The sequence below is a fragment of the Lolliginicoccus lacisalsi genome (genome assembly GCF_014841105.1).
Classification (GTDB): domain Bacteria; phylum Actinomycetota; class Actinomycetes; order Mycobacteriales; family Mycobacteriaceae; genus Lolliginicoccus; species Lolliginicoccus lacisalsi.
Genome location: NZ_JACYWE010000007.1, coordinates 153,456 through 171,206, shown reverse-complemented (window position 1 = coordinate 171,206; position 17,751 = coordinate 153,456). Strand labels below are relative to the sequence as shown.

Genomic DNA, 17,751 nt, shown 5'->3' with positions numbered 1-17,751 from the left:
TGAGTTTCGCCCCAGGACCCTCGCTGCGACAGCCCCAGTAGTGCTAGCGATCCGACATATCGTCGATGTCCTGGTCGCCGACATCCCCGATGACGCTGCGCAACCGGGCCTCGCCCTCCGCGAGCTTGTAGGTGACACCCACGATGGCGCACCGGCCAGCATCGACCGCCTCGGCCACCACCCGCGAGCGCGCGAGCAGCAGCGCCGACGTCTCCTGCACGTGCTGTGCCTCGAACTCGTCGATCGCGGTAAGCCCGCGCTGCCGGGCACGCAGCAGCGATGGGGTGACGCGCTCCACCACATCGCGCACGAAACCCGCGGGCACGTCCCCGCCCTCGAGGGCATTGACCGCGGCCGCGACGGCTCCGCAGCTATCGTGGCCGAGCACGACGACGAGAGGAACATTGAGGACGCCGACACCGTACTCGATGGATCCGAGCACGGCGGAGTCCATCACATGACCGGCGGTGCGGACGACGAACATCTGGCCGAGACCCTGGTCAAAGATGATCTAAGCGGCCACGCGGGAGTCCGAGCAGCCGAACAGGACCGCGGTGGGATGCTGCGCGGCTACGAGCTTGGCACGATCATCGATACCCTGGCTTGGGTGCATGGGCGACCCGCTGACGAAGCGCTGGTTGCCCTCCTTGAGGGACTTCCAGGCGGAAATCGGATTGGAGGATGGCATGGGTCCATTCTGCACTGTTTCCCGCCAGGCTTGGAGCGCCGCACCGGGACCACTACCCGGGGCAGCCGAGGAAATACCGATTGACATGCAACGATGTCCGTTCTCGTGAAGGTGTGAAGTGTTGGTGAAATCGAGCGGGGCCGAGCAATGGCACGGCGCTGAGGAACTCGTAACATGGTTCCGTCGCGAGGCCCGCGACCTGCCGTGGCGGCGCCCCGGGACCACTGCGTGGCACATCCTCATCAGCGAGATCATGCTGCAGCAGACACCCGTGGCGCGGGTCGAGCCGATCTGGCACGAGTGGGTACGACGCTGGCCGCGGCCCTCCGATCTCGCCGCGGAGTCCCCAGCCGAGATCGTGCGCGCCTGGGGCAAGCTCGGCTACCCGCGGCGTGCGCTGCGCCTGCACGAGTGCGCTGGCATCCTCGCCCGGGACCACGGCGACGTCGTGCCCGAGGACGTCGAGCAACTGCTCGCGCTGCCCGGCATCGGCACCTACACCGCCCGGGCCATCGCCTGCTTCGCCTACGGGCAAGCCGTGCCCGTCGTGGATACCAATGTGCGGCGCGTGATCGCCCGCGCCGTTCGCGGGGAGGCCGAGCCCGGCAACCCGTCCGCGACCCGCGACCTGCGCGAGGCCACCACGATCACCCCGAGCCGCGATGGGGCGGTCTTCGCGGCCGCCCTGATGGAGCTCGGCGCGGTGATCTGTACTGCCCGGAAGCCCGATTGCCCGCGCTGCCCCCTCCCCCGCTGCGCCTGGGTGGAGGCAGGACGTCCCGCCCCGACCGGCCCCAAGCGAGCCGGCCAGGGCTATGCCGGAACGGACAGGCAGGTGCGCGGCCGGATCCTCGATGTACTGCGCGGCGAGACGGGCCCGGTGGAACGGTCCAGGATCGACAGCGCATGGCTGCGCGACGGGGTCCAGCGCGACCGGGCGCTCGGCTCGTTGCTCTCCGATGGACTCGTGGAGCAGACCAGCGACGGCCGCTTCGCCCTGGCCGGCGAGGGCGGCGCTGACTAGCGCGGCGCGGCGTGGAGCCGCTGGGCGGCGTGGCGCGGCGTGGGCGGGGCTGGGCTGGGCGGGGCCCTCAGCTGCCAAAAGCACCGGAAATCGCTAAACGCGATAGAAGCGGCCCTGGGATTTCCGCGATTTCTATCGCGTTTGCCGCCAGCCAGGCCACGAGAGTTTGCCGCCAGTCGGCGCCGCGAGCGTTTGCCGCCAGCCGAGCCACGAGCGTTTACCGCCAGCCAGGCCCGGACACGCCACGGCCGCGAGCGGGCAGCGCTGAGAGAAACGCCTCCACCGCCCCGCGATACTCGTCGGGTGCCTCGTCGTGGATGAGATGGCCCGCGCCTGGCACCTTCAGATAATCGGTCCAGGACGCTCGCTGGACGCTCGCCATGTCGCTCATCTGCCCCGGGATGGTGAGCGTGTGCTCGCCCTCGACCAGCAGCGCCGGGCAACGCACGTCCTCCCACTGCCGCCAGTAGTCGCGGGTGCCCCAATGGTTGGCGATCGCGCGCCACGTGGCGATGTGGCCGTGCAGGCGCCAGCCGGTGGCGGTGCGGTCGAACGAGTCGAGGAAGTAGCGTCCGGCCACGGGCCCGAACATGTCGAGCACCTCGTTCTCGTCGGTGAACTCGGTGGGCCAGGAGGCGAACCATGCGTCCCAGGGCTGGGTGGTGCGGCCTCGATAGTCCGGGCACATGTCCTCGACGACGATGGCTCGAACCGCATCGGGGTGCTCGGCTGCGGTGCACCAGGCGTGCAGCCCGCCCATGGAATGGCCGATGAGGATGGCGGGCTCCTGCCATTCCGCCAGGATCGTGGCGATGTCGTTGACGAAGGCCTCGGTGGTGATCGCGCCACCCTCCGCGACGATTCGCCCGCTGCTGGTCCCCCGATGATGCGGGGCATCGTAGGTGTGAACCCGGCCGTGACGGCGCAACCAGGGCAGGCAGGGCAGCCAGGTTCGGCCTCGTCCCATCAGTCCATGCAGGAGGAGGATCGGGCCACCGTCGCCACCGTGATCGACCAACACGCGGAGTGACTCTACGCGAGTACGATCACGGCATGCCTGTAGTCAAGATCAATGCCATCGATGTGCCCGAGGGCGCTGGAGCCGAGCTCGAGAAGCGCTTCGCGGCGCGGGCGGGAACCGTGGAGGGTTCGCCCGGGTTCCTGGGGTTCCAGCTGTTGCGCCCGGTGAAGGGCGAGTCGCGCTACTTCGTGGTGACGCCGTGGGAATCGGATGAGGCTTTCGACGCCTGGGCATCCGGTCCCGCCCGTGCCGCGCACGCGGGCGGGGAGGGCAAGCGGCCCGTGGCCTCCGGGGCCTCGCTGCTCGAGTTCGAGGTCGTCCTCGATGTCACCCCGAAGGGGACCGACAGCTAGCTGGCGCGAGCTGGGAATCGTCGCCGCGCCAGCGTCCGCGCCGCTCGGGAACGATTGCGCGACGAGGTGCAGAAGCACGAGAAACCGTCAAACGCGATAGAAGCCGACCTGTGTTTTCCGAGGCTTCTATCGCGTTTGCGGCGGTGGCACGAGGCTGCGAGGCGGCGAGGCGGCGGTAGTACGAGGCTGCGACGCGGCGACGGTCCGAACCGCCGACGGTGCGGCACCAAACCGCCTCAGTGCAGGATTGCCTCGAGGCTGATCTCGACGCCGGCGAGGGCCTTGCTCACGGGGCAGCCTTCCTTGGCCGCGTTGGCAGCTTCCTGGAACGCCGCGGCGTCGATGCCCTCGACCTCGCCACGAACGGTGATCTTGCTGGTGGTGATGCGGAATCCACCGGCGGGGTCGGGGCCGAGCGTCACATCCGCGCGCACCTCGAGGGTCTGGGGCGTGGCCCCGGCCTCGGCGATCTGCCCCGAGAGTGCCATCGCGGAGCAGGATGAGTGCGCTGCCGCGATCAGCTCCTCCGGGCTGGTGGTGCCATCGGCCTCGTCCGCTGCCCTCTTGGGGAACGAGACGTCGTACCGGCCAACGCCCGAGCTGGTGAGCTCCACGGTGCCGCCACCCTCCTGGAGAGTGCCGTTCCAGGCTGTGCGTGCCGAACGAGTTGGCATTGTGGTCCTTTCCGTTGATGACTGGGCCCGAGTCTTGCGGGCACGGGCCCAGTCTTCCCCACTGAGTCCCTGCTGCAAGCATTTTCGGGGGTGTCTTCTAGACTTCGTGGCGTGAATCGTGTGCCTCGCTCGCTCGCTGCCCTCGTCGTCGCTGGCTCGTTGATCGCCGGTGCCGCTCCAGCGTTGGCGCAAGCGCCTGTGGCCGGCTCGCTCCCGTCCGCATCGGCGGGCACCGCACCGCCTCGCGGAGCAGGGCCTTGCGTGTCGCCCTCGAATGACGCGATCCTTGCGGAGCTCGCTGATCCAGCGGCCATTACGGGCGATTCCCCGCTGGAACGGCTGGAGGATGCGGCGGCGCGGCATTCGCGGCTCGCCGCGATCCTGGAGGCGCGGGGTGATCGGCGCGGATTGTTCTCCGTGGGACTCGATGCCGGCGAGCAGGCGGCGGTGCTGCCGATGCAGCGGGACCACGAGCAGTTCGTTGACGCGCGATGGGCGGGCGAGCTGAGCCTGGACCTGCTGGAGCGATACCTCGCGAATCTTCATGCGCGAGTGACCGGTGGCGTGGTGGAGCCGCAGTGGGCACGGTTCTTCGACCTTGCCGAGGATTGCTCCGCCTCCCCGGCGCGCGCCGCGATGGCTGGCTACAACGCGCACCTGACGGTGGATCTCGCGCGGGCGGTCGCGGCCGCGGGGACCCGCGATGCGCATGTGCCGGATTTCTTCCGCATCGTTGATGCCATCGCGGTGCGCGGCGACTTGATCATTGATCGCACGCGCTCGGCGTACGGCGCCGATCTCGGGCCATTGTGGCGCGGCTATGTGGTGGGCCCGGCGCTCGATTCGATCGTCGGCGAGGGCGTGGCCACGACGGCGCTCCTGAGATTCGCGGATATGGGCTACAACTCGCTGACGCTAGCGCACGGACTCGCGCTGCAGGAGCCGATGCTGGCCGCGGATGCGGAGCGGCGGATCGCGGGCCTGTGGCAGGTCGCTGACGATGTCCTCGCGGGGCTAGCCATGGCAGGTGGCATGTAGGCCCCTCACTGGCTATCCCCGTCGTGAGCGTCGCGCGGGGTTGAGGACTCCACACCTAGGCATGACAGGGGCGGGGCACCCGGAAGGTGCCCCGCCCTTGTTCATGCTTGCTACTCGGTGTCGTCGCTGGAGTTCTCGCCGGTGGCGGCGAGAGCCTCAGCGGGCTCCTCGGTGGGCTCCTCGGTGACGGTCTGCTTGCCGGTGAAGGTGAACGTGGCGTTCTCGCCGATCCCCTTGCCGTCCCAGCCGTCGACGTCCACCACGATCGTCTGGCCGGACTCGATCTCCCCAAAGAGGATCTTCTCGGAGAGCTGGTCCTCGATCTCGCGCTGGATGGTGCGACGCAGTGGACGCGCGCCGAGCACGGGGTCGAATCCACGCTTGGCGAGCAGTGCCTTGGCCTGGTCGCTCATCTCGATGGCCATGCCCTTGTGCCGGAGCTGGGTGGCCACGCGGTCGGTCATCAGGTCCACCATCATGATGATCTGGTCCTGCGTGAGCTGGTGGAACACGATGACGTCGTCGATGCGGTTGAGGAACTCCGGCCGGAAGTGCTTCTTGAGCTCGTCGTTGACCTTGAGCTTCATCCGCTCGTAGTTCGATGCCTCGCCCGAGCCCGCGGTGAAGCCCAGCCCGACTGCCTTGGAGATGTCGGCGGTGCCGAGGTTCGAGGTGAAGATCAGCACGGTGTTCTTGAAGTCGACCGTGCGCCCCTGGCCGTCGGTGAGGCGCCCGTCCTCGAGGACCTGCAGGAGGGTGTTGTAGATCTCCTGGTGGGCCTTCTCGATCTCGTCGAACAGGACGACGCTGAATGGCTTGCGCCGCACCTTCTCGGTGAGCTGGCCGCCTTCCTCGTAGCCCACGTAGCCGGGAGGGGCACCGAAGAGCCGCGAGGCGGTGAAGCGGTCGTGGAACTCGCCCATGTCGAGCTGGATGAGGGCATCGTCGTCGCCGAACAGGAAGTTGGCGAGAGCCTTGGACAGCTCGGTCTTGCCGACACCGGACGGTCCGGCAAAGATGAACGAGCCCGACGGGCGACGGGGATCCTTCAGGCCCGCGCGGGTGCGCCGGATCGCCTTCGCGACGGCGTTGACGGCGTCCTCCTGGCCGATGATGCGCTTGTGAAGCTCGTCCTCCATGCGCAGCAGCCGGGAGGTCTCTTCCTCGGTGAGCTTGAAGACGGGGATGCCAGTCCAGTTGGACAGCACTTCCGCGATCTGCTCCTCGTCGACGGTGGCCACCACATCGAGGTCGCCGGAGCGCCACTGCTTCTCGCGCTCGGCGCGCTGCGCCACGAGCTGCTTCTCCTTGTCGCGCAGGCTCGCTGCCTTCTCGAAGTCCTGGGCGTCGATGGCGGATTCCTTCTCGCGCCGCGCATCAGCGATGCGCTCATCGAACTCGCGCAGGTCTGGCGGGGCGGTCATGCGACGGATGCGCATCCGGGCACCGGCCTCATCGATCAGGTCGATGGCCTTGTCGGGCAGGAACCTGTCGTTGATGTAGCGGTCCGCGAGCGTCGCGGCAGCAACGAGGGCGCTGTCGGAGATCGAGACCCGGTGGTGGGCCTCGTAGCGATCGCGCAGCCCCTTGAGGATCTCGATAGTGTGCTCGACCGACGGCTCGCCCACCTGGACGGGCTGGAAGCGACGCTCGAGGGCGGCATCCTTCTCGATGTACTTGCGGTACTCGTCGAGGGTGGTGGCGCCAATGGTCTGCAGCTCGCCGCGCGCGAGCTTGGGCTTGAGGATCGATGCCGCATCGATGGCACCCTCGGCCGCACCGGCACCCACGAGGGTGTGCAGCTCGTCGATGAACAGGATGATGTCGCCGCGGGTGTTGATCTCCTTGAGCACCTTCTTCAGGCGCTCCTCGAAGTCGCCGCGGTAGCGGCTGCCCGCGACGAGGGAGCCAAGGTCAAGGGTGTAGAGCTGCTTGTCCTTGAGCGTCTCGGGCACCTCGCCATTGACGATGGACTGGGCGAGGCCCTCGACGACGGCGGTCTTGCCCACGCCTGGCTCGCCGATGAGGACGGGGTTGTTCTTGGTGCGGCGGGAGAGCACCTGCATGACCCGCTCGATCTCCTTCTGGCGACCGATCACGGGATCGAGCTTGCCCTCCATCGCGGCCTGCGTGAGGTTGCGGCCGAACTGATCAAGGACCAGTGACGTCGACGGGGTGCCCGCCTCGCCACGGCCCACGCCCGCCTCCGCTGGCTCCTTGCCCTGGTATCCCGAGAGCAACTGGATGACCTGTTGGCGGACCCGGTTGAGGTCCGCGCCAAGCTTGACGAGCACCTGCGCGGCAACCCCCTCGCCCTCACGGATGAGGCCGAGCAGGATGTGCTCGGTGCCGATGTAGTTGTGGCCGAGCTGCAGCGCCTCGCGGAGGCTCAGCTCGAGCACCTTCTTGGCACGGGGCGTGAAGGGGATGTGGCCGGACGGGGCCTGCTGGCCCTGGCCGATGATCTCCTCGACCTGGTTGCGCACGGCCTCGAGCGAGATACCGAGCGATTCCAGGGACTTGGCGGCGACCCCCTCGCCCTCGTGGATGAGGCCGAGCAGGATGTGCTCAGTGCCAATGTAGTTGTGGTTGAGCATCCTGGCTTCTTCTTGCGCCAGGACGACAACGCGCCGTGCGCGATCGGTGAACCTCTCGAACATCGCTCTCCCTCACACTCCTCGTTAGGCCCGGACGCTGGCGCGCGATGGCGGGCGCCTCCGCATGCCGTCGCTGATCCCGGCATCCCGGTCCTTGCCGCGCATCACCACTCTAGTTGCTGAGAGCGAACCGCGACGTCGCACCGTGCTTATCCTTGGCGGCCGGCACCACAGGCGTGGCGCTCGACCGTGGGCCCGGCCATGCTGGCCTGATCCCCGGTATGACGTCTCGACCTAGGTCTTTCCACCATACGTACCAGAACAACGCCGGGGCGACCCAGATCGTTTCCGCCACGGCTACGCCTACAGAGAACATGAGCGTGCCGCCACGGGATAGCGCTAGCAACGAGACAGCGCGAGCCACCGCGGATCATCGCGGTGGCTCGCGCCGAGGCCAGGATCTGGTCACTGGGATTCGTGGGCCCTGGGCCCACCGGCCGTCAGTTCGCCTTGTTGTACGCCTCTGTCACTTCCGCGGAAATGCGGCCGCGCGCGGAGACCTTGTATCCGTTCTTCCGCGCCCATTCGCGGATCGCGGCGCTCTGCTCGCGGTCCAGCGAGGCGCGTCCCTTTGCGGCTCCACCACCAGCAGCGCGGCGGGTCTTCCTGCCTGCGACGCGGCGGGAATGCGCGACCCACTTTTCCATCTGCTCGCGCAGTTTCGCGGCGTTATCCGACGAGAGATCGATCTCGTAGGTCACGCCATCGAGCCCGAACTCAACGGTCTCATCGGCCGGTGCTTCCTGATCGAGATCATCGATCAGGGTCACGGTCACTTTCTGCGCCATTGCTATTTGCCTCTCTCATCAGTTGCACGCTCCATGCCCCGCGAACCATGATGCCCGGGGACCCTGAGCAAAACAATAAGCATGCCCATCGCCGATGATAGAACCAATTAGCTGTTTTTTCCAAGCGGACGCACAATCGGGAACAGGATGGTTTCACGGATTCCCAGCCCGGTTAGCGCCATTAGCAGGCGATCGATTCCCATCCCCGTGCCGGTGGTCGGGGGCATGCCATGCTCCATCGCGGCAAGGAAATCCTCGTCAAGCACCATGGCCTCGTCATCACCGGCAGCGGCAAGCCGTGCCTGATCGACAAAGCGCTCGCGCTGGATAACAGGATCAACGAGTTCCGAGTAGCCGGTGGCGAGCTCGAATCCCCGCACGTAGAGGTCCCACTTCTCGGTCACTCCTGGCTTCGCGCGGTGCTGGCGCGTCAGCGGGGATGTCTCGACCGGGAAGTCGCGAACGAACGTGGGCGCGTGGAGGTGATCACCGATAAGGTGCTCCCACAATTCCTCCACGAGCTTGCCGTGGCCATATCCCTTGCCCGCAGGGACCTCGAACCCGACACGCTCGGCGATGTCGAGCAGATCCTCCACAGTGGTGTCGGGCGTCACGTCCTCGCCGAGGATTTCAGATAGCGAAGGGTACATTTCCATCACTGCCCACTCGCCGTCGATATCATAGACCGACCCATCGGCAAGGATGATCTGACGCGTACCAAATGCCGCGTCAGCGACCTCCTGCACGATCTCACGTATCATGCGTGCCGAATCATCGTAGGTCCCGTATGCCTCATAGGTCTCAAGCATCGCGAACTCCGGCGAATGCGACGAGTCGGCACCCTCGTTGCGGAAGTTCCTGTTGATCTCGAAAACCTTGTCGATACCGCCGACCACGCAGCGCTTCAGAAACAGCTCGGGAGCAATCCGGAGGTACAGGTCCATGTCGAGCGCGTTCGAATGCGTGACAAATGGCCGTGCAGCGGCGCCACCATGCAACGTCTGCAACATCGGAGTCTCGACCTCAAGGAATCCCCGGCGCTCGAGCGCGTTGCGCAGCTCGCGCACCACCGCGACGCGCTTGCGAGCCATGTCCCGCGCTTCCGGGCGCACGATCAGATCCACATATCGCTGCCGGATCCGCGATTCCTCGTTCAATTCCTTGAATGTCACGGGCAGTGGGCGCAAGGCCTTCGACGCCATCTGCCACCCGCTCGCCATCACGCTCAGCTCGCCACGGCGGGAACTGATGACCTCGCCGGTCACCTGGACGATATCGCCGAGATCCACATCCGACTTCCACTGGCTAAGCGCGTCCGCACCGATCTCCGCGAGGCTGAGCATCGCCTGCAACTGGGTACCGTCCCCTTCCTGCAGGACGCCGAAGCACAGCTTGCCCGTGTTCCGGATGAACATCACCCGGCCCACGACGCTGACCCGCTCGCCCGTGGACTCGCCCGCCGCGAGGTCGCCATGCTTCTCGCGGACCTCCCGCAGCGCATGCGTGCGCTCCACCGCGACCGGATAAGCCTCGCTGCCGGACTCGATGAGCCGGTCGCGCTTCTCGCGCCGGATGCGGAGCTGCTCGAACTCCTCGCTCGCCGCTGCGCTGGTCGTGGACTGGGATGGATCGGTCACTGGACTCACCGTCGCCTGGTTGTCGGAATCTCGGGCAGCACTCACGACTGACCAGAATAGTGGCTCAGCGCCCAACCTCCCGCATCGCGGATCAGTGCGCGGCCATCACCGCGGCGTCGCGATGGTGCCCCACCCCGCCGAGGATCGCGCGCAGGGGCTCCACCGGATCATGCTCGGCAAGCCCGGCGAACCCGTCGACGAGCACGCGCGCCCGCGTGATGCCGCGGCGCCGGAGCTCGGCGACGATCGGCTGCGCGGCCGTCCCGTCCGCGCTAGCGATGATCCATTCGATATCCGTGCTCGTGGCCTCGCGGAACCGGACAGCACTGCGGGGATCCACCCGGTGCGCCACCTTGTCCGGATCGATGGCGATCGCTCCGAGCAGCGGACCCTGCGCGATGCGTTCCTGCTGCGTGCGGATATCAATGACCCGCGCGCCCCGCGCCACCGCGCGCTGAAGGTCGCCCGGGAACAGCGCTGTTGCCGCGAGGTCATCGAGCGGGGCACGCCAGCGCGCCACGGCATGCACCGCGAGGGCAGTGCCACCAGCCGCGGGCCGCGTGCCCCGCATGGTGCCACTGGTGAAGGAGGCTTGCTCGCCGCTGCCGACGCGGCGCGCGATGCGGCCCTCCCCGTTCCATCGCTCGATGTCGAGCTCGCCGGCGAGAACGGTGATCGCTGCGGCATTCAGCCCGGTAGGCCGATGCCATCGCGTGGTGGGCGCTTGCTCCACGAGCCACACGTCGATGTTCTCATCGCGGTGCAGCAGCCAGCGCTCGCTGCCCGGCACGGCCTCGCGCGCAAGGAACCGGGCGGTGCCATCGAGCACCCGCGCGGCGTGCTCATCGGCAGCAGCGAGCAGGACGGGTGCGGCGGGCACGCGCGCGGAAGCCGCTGGGGCAGCAGGAAGGGTTGTGGCGGTCGCCATCATGGGGGATCTCCAGGGGAAGGTCGGCAGAACGGTGCAGCGGGCTCAGAAGGCGCGACAGTTCTGCGGACAGCACGCATCAACGCGCCAGGAACGGCACGCGGCATGCTGGGAGATCCACATGTCCATCAGTGTTGCACAGGCGCGGCGGGATCGGTAGCGGATAAGGGCATGGATCACAGAACCGCTCAGCGCGCGGCGCGCTGGGGATGCAGCGACGATGGCCGCGGGTTGTGCGCCACCGAAGGGCGATGCGGGCGCCGCTGGGCCGCCATGTTGCGCTCGAAGACCAGGCGCAGGCCCGTGAGCGTCAGCTCGGGCTCGTGGCGCAGCACGGTCTCGCATTCCTCCAGGACTAGAGAGGCCAGGCCGCCCGTGGCGATCACGGTCGCTTCCTGCAGGCCCGCCTCGCGCTGCACGCGCCGAACGAGGCCATCGACCTGGCCAGCGAATCCAAAAACGACCCCGGCCTGCAAGCACTCGACAGTGTTCTTGCCGATGACCGACCGCGGCCGCACCATCTCCACCTTGCGCAGCGCGGCGGCCTGGCTGGCGAGCGCATCGACCGAGATCTCGATGCCGGGCGCGATCGCGCCGCCCAGGAGCTCCCCGCTGGCCGAGACGACATCGACACTGGTGGACGTGCCGAAATCCACGACGATGCAGGCACTGTGGCAGGCGTGGTAGGCGGCGAGCGCATTGACCACGCGGTCTGCGCCCACTTCCTTGGGGTTGTCGACGAGCAGCGGGACACCGGTCTTCACCCCGGGCTCGACGAGCACGTGGGGAACGCCTGGCCAGTAGCGGTCCAGCACGATGCGCAGCTGGCGCAGCAGGGACGGGACCGTGGAGAGCCCCGAGACCCCCGTGACGCTTGCCGCGAGGGGGCCGAGCAGGCCACGCACCATTAGTGCGAGCTCATCGGCAGTGGTCCGCGGATCGGTGCGCACGCGCCAATCAGCGACGAGGCGCGCGTCCTCGCCGGTGCCCTCGAACAGGCCGAGAACGATGTTGGTGTTCCCGACATCAACGGCGAGCAGCATCGTCAGGCAGCGTTCGGCGCGACGGGCCGCTCGGGCGAGCGCGGGGACTTGAGCCCCGAGCCCTCGGGCGCGTGCGCCGGGTCGGCTCCGAGCTCGATCTGCGCATTGCCCTCGTCGACGAACACGATGCGCGGCTCGTACGCCCGCGCCTCGGCATCCTCCATCACGCCATAGGAGATGAGGATCACGAGGTCACCGGGATGGACGAGGTGCGCGGCCGCACCGTTGATGCCGATCACGCCGGACCCGCGCTCGCCCGAGATCACATATGTCTCGAGCCGGGCCCCGTTGTTGATGTCGACAATGGTCACCTTCTCGCCCTCGATGAGATCGGCGGCGTCGAGCAGGTCGGCATCCACAGTCACCGACCCGACGTAGTGCAGGTCAGCCTGGGTGACGGTAGCGCGGTGGATCTTGGACTTCAGCATGGTGCGGAACATGGCACGGTTCTCCGTTCAGTGGTGGTCGGATTGCGGTTCGGGCGAGCCCGTCCGAGGACCCGGCGCCACGACCAGGCCAACGTTGTCGATCAATCGGGTCTCCCCGACCCGGGCGGCGATGAGCAGTCGTGCCTCCCCGCCCTCCGGCTCCAGCGGCTCGAGGTCCGGGCCGCGCAGCTCGAGGTAGTCGAGCTTGATGGATGGTGCATGGGCGAGGACCGCTTGCGCTGTGGCGAGCACGGCCTCCGGTCCCTGGTCCCCGGCGTGCGCGCCAGCGACCAGCGCGGCGGAGAGCACGGTAGCGTCGCGGCGCTGCTCCTCCGTCAGGTAGCGGTTGCGGGAGCTCATGGCTAGGCCATCGGCTTCCCGCACGGTCGGCACGCCCACGATCCGCGTGCCGAGATCGAGGTCAGCAGCCATCTGCCGGATCAGGGCAAGCTGCTGGTAGTCCTTCTCGCCGAAGAACGCGGCGTGGGGGCGCGTGATCAGCAGGAGCTTCGCCACCACTGTCAGCATTCCCGCGAAGTGCCCGGGGCGGCTCGCGCCCTCGAGGCAATCACCCATCGGCCCGGGGTGGACCATGGTGCGGCGGCCCTGCGGATACATCTCCCGCGCGGACGGCGCGAAGACGACTTCCACGCCGGCCTCGCGCAGCAGCTCCACGTCAGCATCGAGGGTGCGGGGATACTTGTCGAGGTCCTCGCCCTCCCCGAACTGCAGCGGATTGACGAAGATGGAGACGATCACCACGCTGTTGGGGGTGCGGCGAGCCAGCTTGACCAGCTCGATATGGCCCGCGTGCAGCGCCCCCATGGTGGGGACGAGCACGACCTGCCGGCCCGTGCGGCGCAAGGCCGAGGAGATCCGCGCGACCGTCGCGGGATCCTGGTGGACCCGCAGCTCGCCCGGTGCGAACAATGCTGTGTTGCCGCTCATTGGCCCTGCCTCCCATCGAGCACATCGAACATCGGCACGCTGGCGCCGGATTGCTGGGCGGTGCGCCGCGCGAGCGCCCGGTATCCGGTGGCAAGATCGGGGTCCACTGCCGACAGCGCATCAAGATGCCGGGCAACCGTGGCCGCATCGTCACGAGCCACCGGCCCGGTCAGCGCGGACTGCCCGCGCCGCAGCACGTTGTCCAGCGCGGCGGAGAGCAAGGGGGCGACCATGCGCTGAGCCGTCGCTCGGCGCTCGGGCCCCGGCACGTCGTCGAGGGCTGCCTCGAGTGCGGCCACCGCATCAACGACAAGAGTGACCAGGTGGTTCGCGCCATGGGCGAGCGCCGCGTGGTAGAGGGCGCGATCGTGCTCGGGAACAGCGACGGGCTCGGCGCCGATCTCCAGGACAAGTGCCTGCGCGACCGCGGAACCCGTCGCGTCAGCAGCGGTGACCCCGAAGCACGCGCTCCGCAGCCGCTCGGTGTCCTCGGTGGAGCCTAGGAATGTCATCGCCGGATGCAGCGCCAGTGCCAGCGCGCCCGCCGCGGCGAGCGGCTCGAGCACGGCGATCCCGTAGGTGCCGGAGGTGTGCGCGACGATGGTCCCTGGCCGCACCGCGCCACAGGCAGCGAGGCCGCGGGCGAGGCCGGGCAGCTCGGTGTCAGGGACAGCGAGGACAAGGAGCTCGGATCGCTCCGCCACCTCGGGCGGCGGCAGGATCGCGGCATCGGGCAGCCGGGTGGTCGCGCGGCCGACCGACGCATCGGAGACCGCGGAGCAGGCCACGACGGGGTGCCCGGCGGCCGCGAGGGCCTCGCCCAGGGCCGTGCCTACCCGGCCAGCGGAAATGACCCCGACCGCCAAGCGCGCGGGCATGGGGTCGCGAGTGAGCTCGTGTGAGGTCACCTTTGTCCTCTCGTTCGTTCCAGTCCTGCCCTGCAGGTACCAGACGTGTGAGTCAAGGATAGGCGCGCCGACCTCGCATCCTGAAGGCCTAGGCCTGGTGAGGTTTGTCACCCGGGCGCACGCTACGTGGCAAGCTACGTGGCGCGCTCTCCCGCCCGCTCCGCCGGAGCGTCGTCCTCGAGCTCGGCATCGACGACCTCCTCTGGCTCGCTAGGGCGCGCCAGCGCGGCCTCGGACGCGGGCCCGATCTCGCGGATCTCGAGCTGCTCCACCGTGCTGCGGGTGGCCAGGGCGTACTCCACGTGCCCGCGCATCGAGGCCATCTCGTGGCGCAGCGCGGCGAGCTGCTCGGCTGTCTCGGTCCGCGAGCGGGCATCGATCTCCCGGCGCAGCCTTGCCTCGACGGTCAGCTCGTGGCGCCGGCGGCTGGTGATCTCCCGCGAGAGCTGCATCTCGTACACCAGGCGCATGTCACGGATGCGAGCGCGCTCCGCCTCGGCCTCCTTGCGATGCTTGACCACCGCGACGACGCCGACGATGGCCGCCCAGAGCGCGATGACAAAACCTATTCGCAGTGCCTCCACGCTGTTGCTGAGCATCAGGAAAACGCTGGCCGCCGCGGAAAGCACCACGACCAGCGCGAGCAGCGAGCTGCCACGCCGCCGATGCCTCGCGCGACGACCACGCGGCGAATCCTGCTGGGGTCCTTGGTGTTCCGGCATGACCCAGAAAATACCGTCGTGCGTGCCCGCGGCGCGCCAACCGGCCCGGCGAGCCTCAGGAACGCGGATCCGGGTCGTCATCATCCTCGGGATCGTCGGGCGCGCGGCAGGCCCGCTCGAGCCACCACGCTGCCGCGGCGAGGAACAGCCCGCCCAGCAGGCCGACGATGGTGGCGGGAAAGTCCTCGGTGGCCGCCCTGATGGTGCCGACGTCCGGCGCAAGCGCGAGCATCAGGCCCGCCCATGCCCCGGCGAAGGCCGCGCCGATCAACGACGACGCCTTGGCGAGCGCCAGGATCCGCGCGATGGTGATGGGTTGCCACTGGGACGGACCGAGCCCGACGCGCTGTTCCTTGATGCTCCGGGCAACGCTGACGGCCAGCACTGCCTCGATGACCGCGACGGGATACAGGGAGCCCCCGATGTACCAGCGCAGCGGTGGCAGCGTGGCGGGAAAGCCCCGGGCCAGCAGCCAGGCGGCGATGAGAGCGGTGGCAGCGAGCGCGGCAAGGTCAGCGATCCGGGTCGCGCGCATGCCTCACCAGCCCCTAGGTGGGTCGAGCGGCCGCACGGCCTGCACCTCCGCTGCGGGCAGGCGATCCAGGAGCTCCGTGACCGGAATGCCGCCGAGGCTCGCTCCCGGCCGCGCCTGTGCCCAGGGCACGAGCACGAAGGCCCGCTCATGCGCGCGCGGATGCGGCAGCGTCAGGCGTGGATCCCCACTGCGGATCTCGCCGTCGGCATCGTGGCAGGTGACGATATCGACATCGAGGGTGCGCGGCCCCCAGCGGATGTCCCGCACCCGGTCGGCGGCGCCTTCGCACCGCTGGGCCAGCGCCAGCCAATCGTCGGGCAACCAGTCGCTGTCCTCGGCGAGGAGGATCGCGTTGAGGAACGGTTCCTGCTCCACCCCGCCCCAGGGCGGCGTCTCGTAGATCCGCGAGCGGGCGATCAGTCGCTCGCCGAGAGCGTCGACGACGCTCTCGAGGTGGGCACGCCGGTCGCCGATATTGGAGCCGATGGAGAGGACCGCGACGGTCATCGCGGGCTCGTCCCCGCCTGCTCGCGGTGACGCACGACAGTGACCGAGACATCGGCGAACGTGTGCGGGATCGGGGCGGACGGCTTGTGCACGGTCACCTCGGCCCGATGGATCCGCTCATCGTCGAAGATCGCCTCGGCGATGCGGGTGGCGACGGTCTCGATCAGGTCGCATGGCTCGCCGCTGATGATCCCGGCCGCGGTGTGCGCGAGCGCGCCGTAGTCGAGGGTGTCGGCGAGATCATCGGTGCGCCCGGCGGTGGTGTGGTCCACGCCCAGCAGGATGTCGACGATGAATTCTTGGCCATCGCGGCGCTCGTGGTCGAACACGCCGTGGTGGCCGCGAGCCCGCAGGCCCCGCAAGTGGATCAGGTCGCTGCTGCTCATCGCGGCACCTCTCCCTTGGCACCGTCCCAGGCCTGCGCGACCGCGAGCGCATCGAGCGTGGACCGGGCGTCATGCACCCGCCCTCCCCAGGCTCCGCGCGCCGCGGAGAGGGCAGAGACGGCGGCCGTGGCGGTATCCCGCTGGTCGACCGGTCGGGGCTCGCCGTCCGGGCCAGCGAGGAGCGACCCGAGGAAGCGCTTGCGGGATGCACCCACCAGCACGGGGAAGCCGAGCCCCGCGAGGTGCGGGAGCGCCCGGAGCAGGGCCCAGTTGTCAGCGGCTGACTTGGCGAACCCCAGACCGGGATCGACGACGATGGCATCGGGCGAGACGCCGGCGCGCACCGCGGCATCAACCTGGCTGAGCAGCTCCGCGCTGACCTCGGAGACGATATCGCGGTAGTGCTCGCGCCCGCTGTCGGGCCGGTGCACGTAGTCGCCGTTGGAGCGCCAGTGCATGAGGATCCACGGCACCTTGGCCTCGGCGACGACGCCCGCCATGCGAGGGTCCGCCTGGCCACCGGAGACGTCGTTGACGATGGTCGCGCCCGCTTCGATCGCCGCGCTAGCGACATCGGCGCGCATGGTGTCGATGCTGCAGGGGATGCCTTCCGCGGCGAGGGCCTCGATGACAGGCACGACGCGACGCGACTCGATGCCCGGCTCCACGCGGGTAGCGCCCGGCCTGGTCGATTCGCCGCCGATATCGACGATGTCCACGCCAAGGGCATGCAGCTCGCGCCCGCGCGCCACGGCACGGTCCGTGCGCAGGTACTCCCCGCCGTCGGAGAAGGAATCCGTCGTCACGTTGACGATGCCCATCACCACGCAGCGCCCGGGGCCGGGCACGAGCGAAGGGAGGGAAGGCATGCTGGCGGGTCCTGTGCTGGTCATTTCCTGAGGATCAGGTCGAGCGCTTCGGAGCGCGAGACGGGGCTGGTCTTGAGGATGCCCCGCACCGCGGAGGTCGTGGTGGTGGCGCCCGGCTTGCGGATGCCCCGCATGGCCATGCAGAGGTGCTCGGCCTCGATCACGACGATCGCGCCCCGTGGCTCGAGCTTGCGCATCAGCGCATCGGCGATCTGGCTGGTCAGCCGCTCCTGCACCTGGGGGCGCTTGGCGTAGAGGTCAACGACCCGGGCTAGCTTGGACAGCCCCGTTACGCGGCCGGTGGGGCCGGGGATGTAGCCGACGTGCGCCACGCCGTGGAACGGCACGAGATGATGCTCGCAGGTGGAGTACATCGGGATGTCCTTGACGAGGACGAGCTCCTCATGGCCCTCGTCGAAGGTCTTGTCGAGCACGCTATCGGGGTCGGTGTGCAGGCCCGCGAAGAGCTCGGCGTACGCCCGGGCGACGCGGGCCGGCGTCTCGGCCAGCCCATCGCGGTCCGGGTCCTCTCCGACGGCGAGCAGCAGCTCGCGCACCGCGGCCTCTGCCCGGGGTTGATCGAACATGCTGGGCCGC

At 68.7% G+C, this 17,751-nt stretch carries 19 protein-coding genes and 1 pseudogene; 3 read left to right on the top strand and 17 right to left on the bottom strand.

The window, feature by feature from the left end; genetic code table 11:
* Positions 1-43: 43 nt before the first annotated feature.
* A pseudogene (locus HT102_RS12505) lies at positions 44-688 on the bottom strand (carbonic anhydrase).
* 124 nt (positions 689-812) lie between these two features.
* Between HT102_RS12505 and HT102_RS12500 the strand changes: the two are divergent.
* A complete protein-coding gene (locus HT102_RS12500) occupies positions 813-1,712 on the top strand; it encodes an A/G-specific adenine glycosylase (RefSeq protein WP_333473423.1) in 900 nt (299 codons plus the stop codon).
* Positions 1,713-1,929: 217 nt separating this feature from the next.
* On the opposite strand, the gene HT102_RS12495 is transcribed toward HT102_RS12500, so the two are convergent.
* Positions 1,930-2,733, bottom strand: a complete 804-nt coding sequence (locus HT102_RS12495) for an alpha/beta fold hydrolase (RefSeq protein WP_192039743.1) — start codon at positions 2,731-2,733, stop codon at positions 1,930-1,932.
* A 32-nt stretch (positions 2,734-2,765) separates the two neighbouring features.
* Here HT102_RS12495 and HT102_RS12490 point away from each other — a divergent pair, with 32 nt between their 5' ends.
* Positions 2,766-3,086, top strand: a complete 321-nt coding sequence (locus tag HT102_RS12490) for an antibiotic biosynthesis monooxygenase family protein (protein WP_192039742.1) — start codon at positions 2,766-2,768, stop codon at positions 3,084-3,086.
* A 236-nt stretch (positions 3,087-3,322) separates the two neighbouring features.
* Here the strand turns inward: HT102_RS12490 and HT102_RS12485 are convergent, their stop codons facing one another.
* Complete coding sequence (locus HT102_RS12485; protein WP_192039741.1) at positions 3,323-3,760, bottom strand: OsmC family peroxiredoxin; 438 nt, start codon at positions 3,758-3,760, stop codon at positions 3,323-3,325.
* 261 nt (positions 3,761-4,021) lie between these two features.
* On the opposite strand from HT102_RS12485, the gene HT102_RS12480 reads away from it, so the two are divergent.
* The gene (locus HT102_RS12480; RefSeq protein ID WP_333473422.1) at positions 4,022-4,798 is read left to right on the top strand and encodes a DUF5995 family protein; all 777 of its coding nucleotides are present in this window, start codon (positions 4,022-4,024) and stop codon (positions 4,796-4,798) included.
* Positions 4,799-4,908: 110 nt separating this feature from the next.
* Here HT102_RS12480 and HT102_RS12475 read toward each other — a convergent pair whose 3' ends face one another.
* From HT102_RS12475 to folE, 14 genes are all read right to left on the bottom strand, one after another.
* Entirely contained in the window at positions 4,909-7,458 is a 2,550-nt protein-coding gene (locus HT102_RS12475; protein ID WP_192039740.1) for an ATP-dependent Clp protease ATP-binding subunit, read from the bottom strand.
* A 437-nt stretch (positions 7,459-7,895) separates the two neighbouring features.
* A complete protein-coding gene (locus HT102_RS12470; RefSeq protein WP_192039739.1) occupies positions 7,896-8,243 on the bottom strand; it encodes a histone-like nucleoid-structuring protein Lsr2 in 348 nt (115 codons plus the stop codon).
* Between the two features lie 107 nt (positions 8,244-8,350).
* Positions 8,351-9,880, bottom strand: a complete 1,530-nt coding sequence (lysS, locus tag HT102_RS12465) for a lysine--tRNA ligase (RefSeq protein WP_333473421.1) — start codon at positions 9,878-9,880, stop codon at positions 8,351-8,353.
* Positions 9,881-9,971: 91 nt separating this feature from the next.
* Positions 9,972-10,811, bottom strand: a complete 840-nt coding sequence (locus tag HT102_RS12460) for a rhodanese-like domain-containing protein (RefSeq protein ID WP_192039738.1) — start codon at positions 10,809-10,811, stop codon at positions 9,972-9,974.
* Positions 10,812-10,996: 185 nt separating this feature from the next.
* Complete coding sequence (locus HT102_RS12455) at positions 10,997-11,851, bottom strand: type III pantothenate kinase (RefSeq protein WP_192039737.1); 855 nt, start codon at positions 11,849-11,851, stop codon at positions 10,997-10,999.
* Positions 11,852-11,853: 2 nt separating this feature from the next.
* The gene (gene panD / locus HT102_RS12450) at positions 11,854-12,291 is read right to left on the bottom strand and encodes an aspartate 1-decarboxylase (protein WP_192039736.1); all 438 of its coding nucleotides are present in this window, start codon (positions 12,289-12,291) and stop codon (positions 11,854-11,856) included.
* Positions 12,292-12,306: 15 nt separating this feature from the next.
* On the bottom strand, positions 12,307-13,227 hold the full coding sequence (panC, locus tag HT102_RS12445; RefSeq protein ID WP_192039735.1) for a pantoate--beta-alanine ligase: 921 nt from the start codon (positions 13,225-13,227) through the stop codon (positions 12,307-12,309).
* Entirely contained in the window at positions 13,224-14,105 is an 882-nt protein-coding gene (locus HT102_RS12440; RefSeq protein WP_192039820.1) for a Rossmann-like and DUF2520 domain-containing protein, read from the bottom strand. Before HT102_RS12440 ends, panC begins: the two co-directional genes overlap by 4 nt.
* Positions 14,106-14,269: 164 nt before the next feature.
* Positions 14,270-14,734: a DUF6779 domain-containing protein gene (locus HT102_RS12435; protein WP_192039734.1), complete on the bottom strand. Its 465-nt coding sequence runs from the start codon at positions 14,732-14,734 to the stop codon at positions 14,270-14,272.
* A 178-nt stretch (positions 14,735-14,912) separates the two neighbouring features.
* Positions 14,913-15,392: a DUF3180 domain-containing protein gene (locus HT102_RS12430; protein WP_192039733.1), complete on the bottom strand. Its 480-nt coding sequence runs from the start codon at positions 15,390-15,392 to the stop codon at positions 14,913-14,915.
* A 3-nt stretch (positions 15,393-15,395) separates the two neighbouring features.
* Positions 15,396-15,899, bottom strand: a complete 504-nt coding sequence (folK, locus tag HT102_RS12425) for a 2-amino-4-hydroxy-6-hydroxymethyldihydropteridine diphosphokinase (RefSeq protein ID WP_192039732.1) — start codon at positions 15,897-15,899, stop codon at positions 15,396-15,398.
* Entirely contained in the window at positions 15,896-16,285 is a 390-nt protein-coding gene (gene folB / locus HT102_RS12420) for a dihydroneopterin aldolase (protein WP_192039731.1), read from the bottom strand. The genes folK and folB overlap by 4 nt, the downstream gene beginning before the upstream one ends.
* Complete coding sequence (gene folP, locus HT102_RS12415; protein WP_225443604.1) at positions 16,282-17,178, bottom strand: dihydropteroate synthase; 897 nt, start codon at positions 17,176-17,178, stop codon at positions 16,282-16,284. Before folP ends, folB begins: the two co-directional genes overlap by 4 nt.
* Complete coding sequence (folE, locus tag HT102_RS12410; protein ID WP_192039818.1) at positions 17,175-17,741, bottom strand: GTP cyclohydrolase I FolE; 567 nt, start codon at positions 17,739-17,741, stop codon at positions 17,175-17,177. The genes folP and folE overlap by 4 nt, the downstream gene beginning before the upstream one ends.
* Between the last annotated feature and the right edge of the window lie 10 nt (positions 17,742-17,751).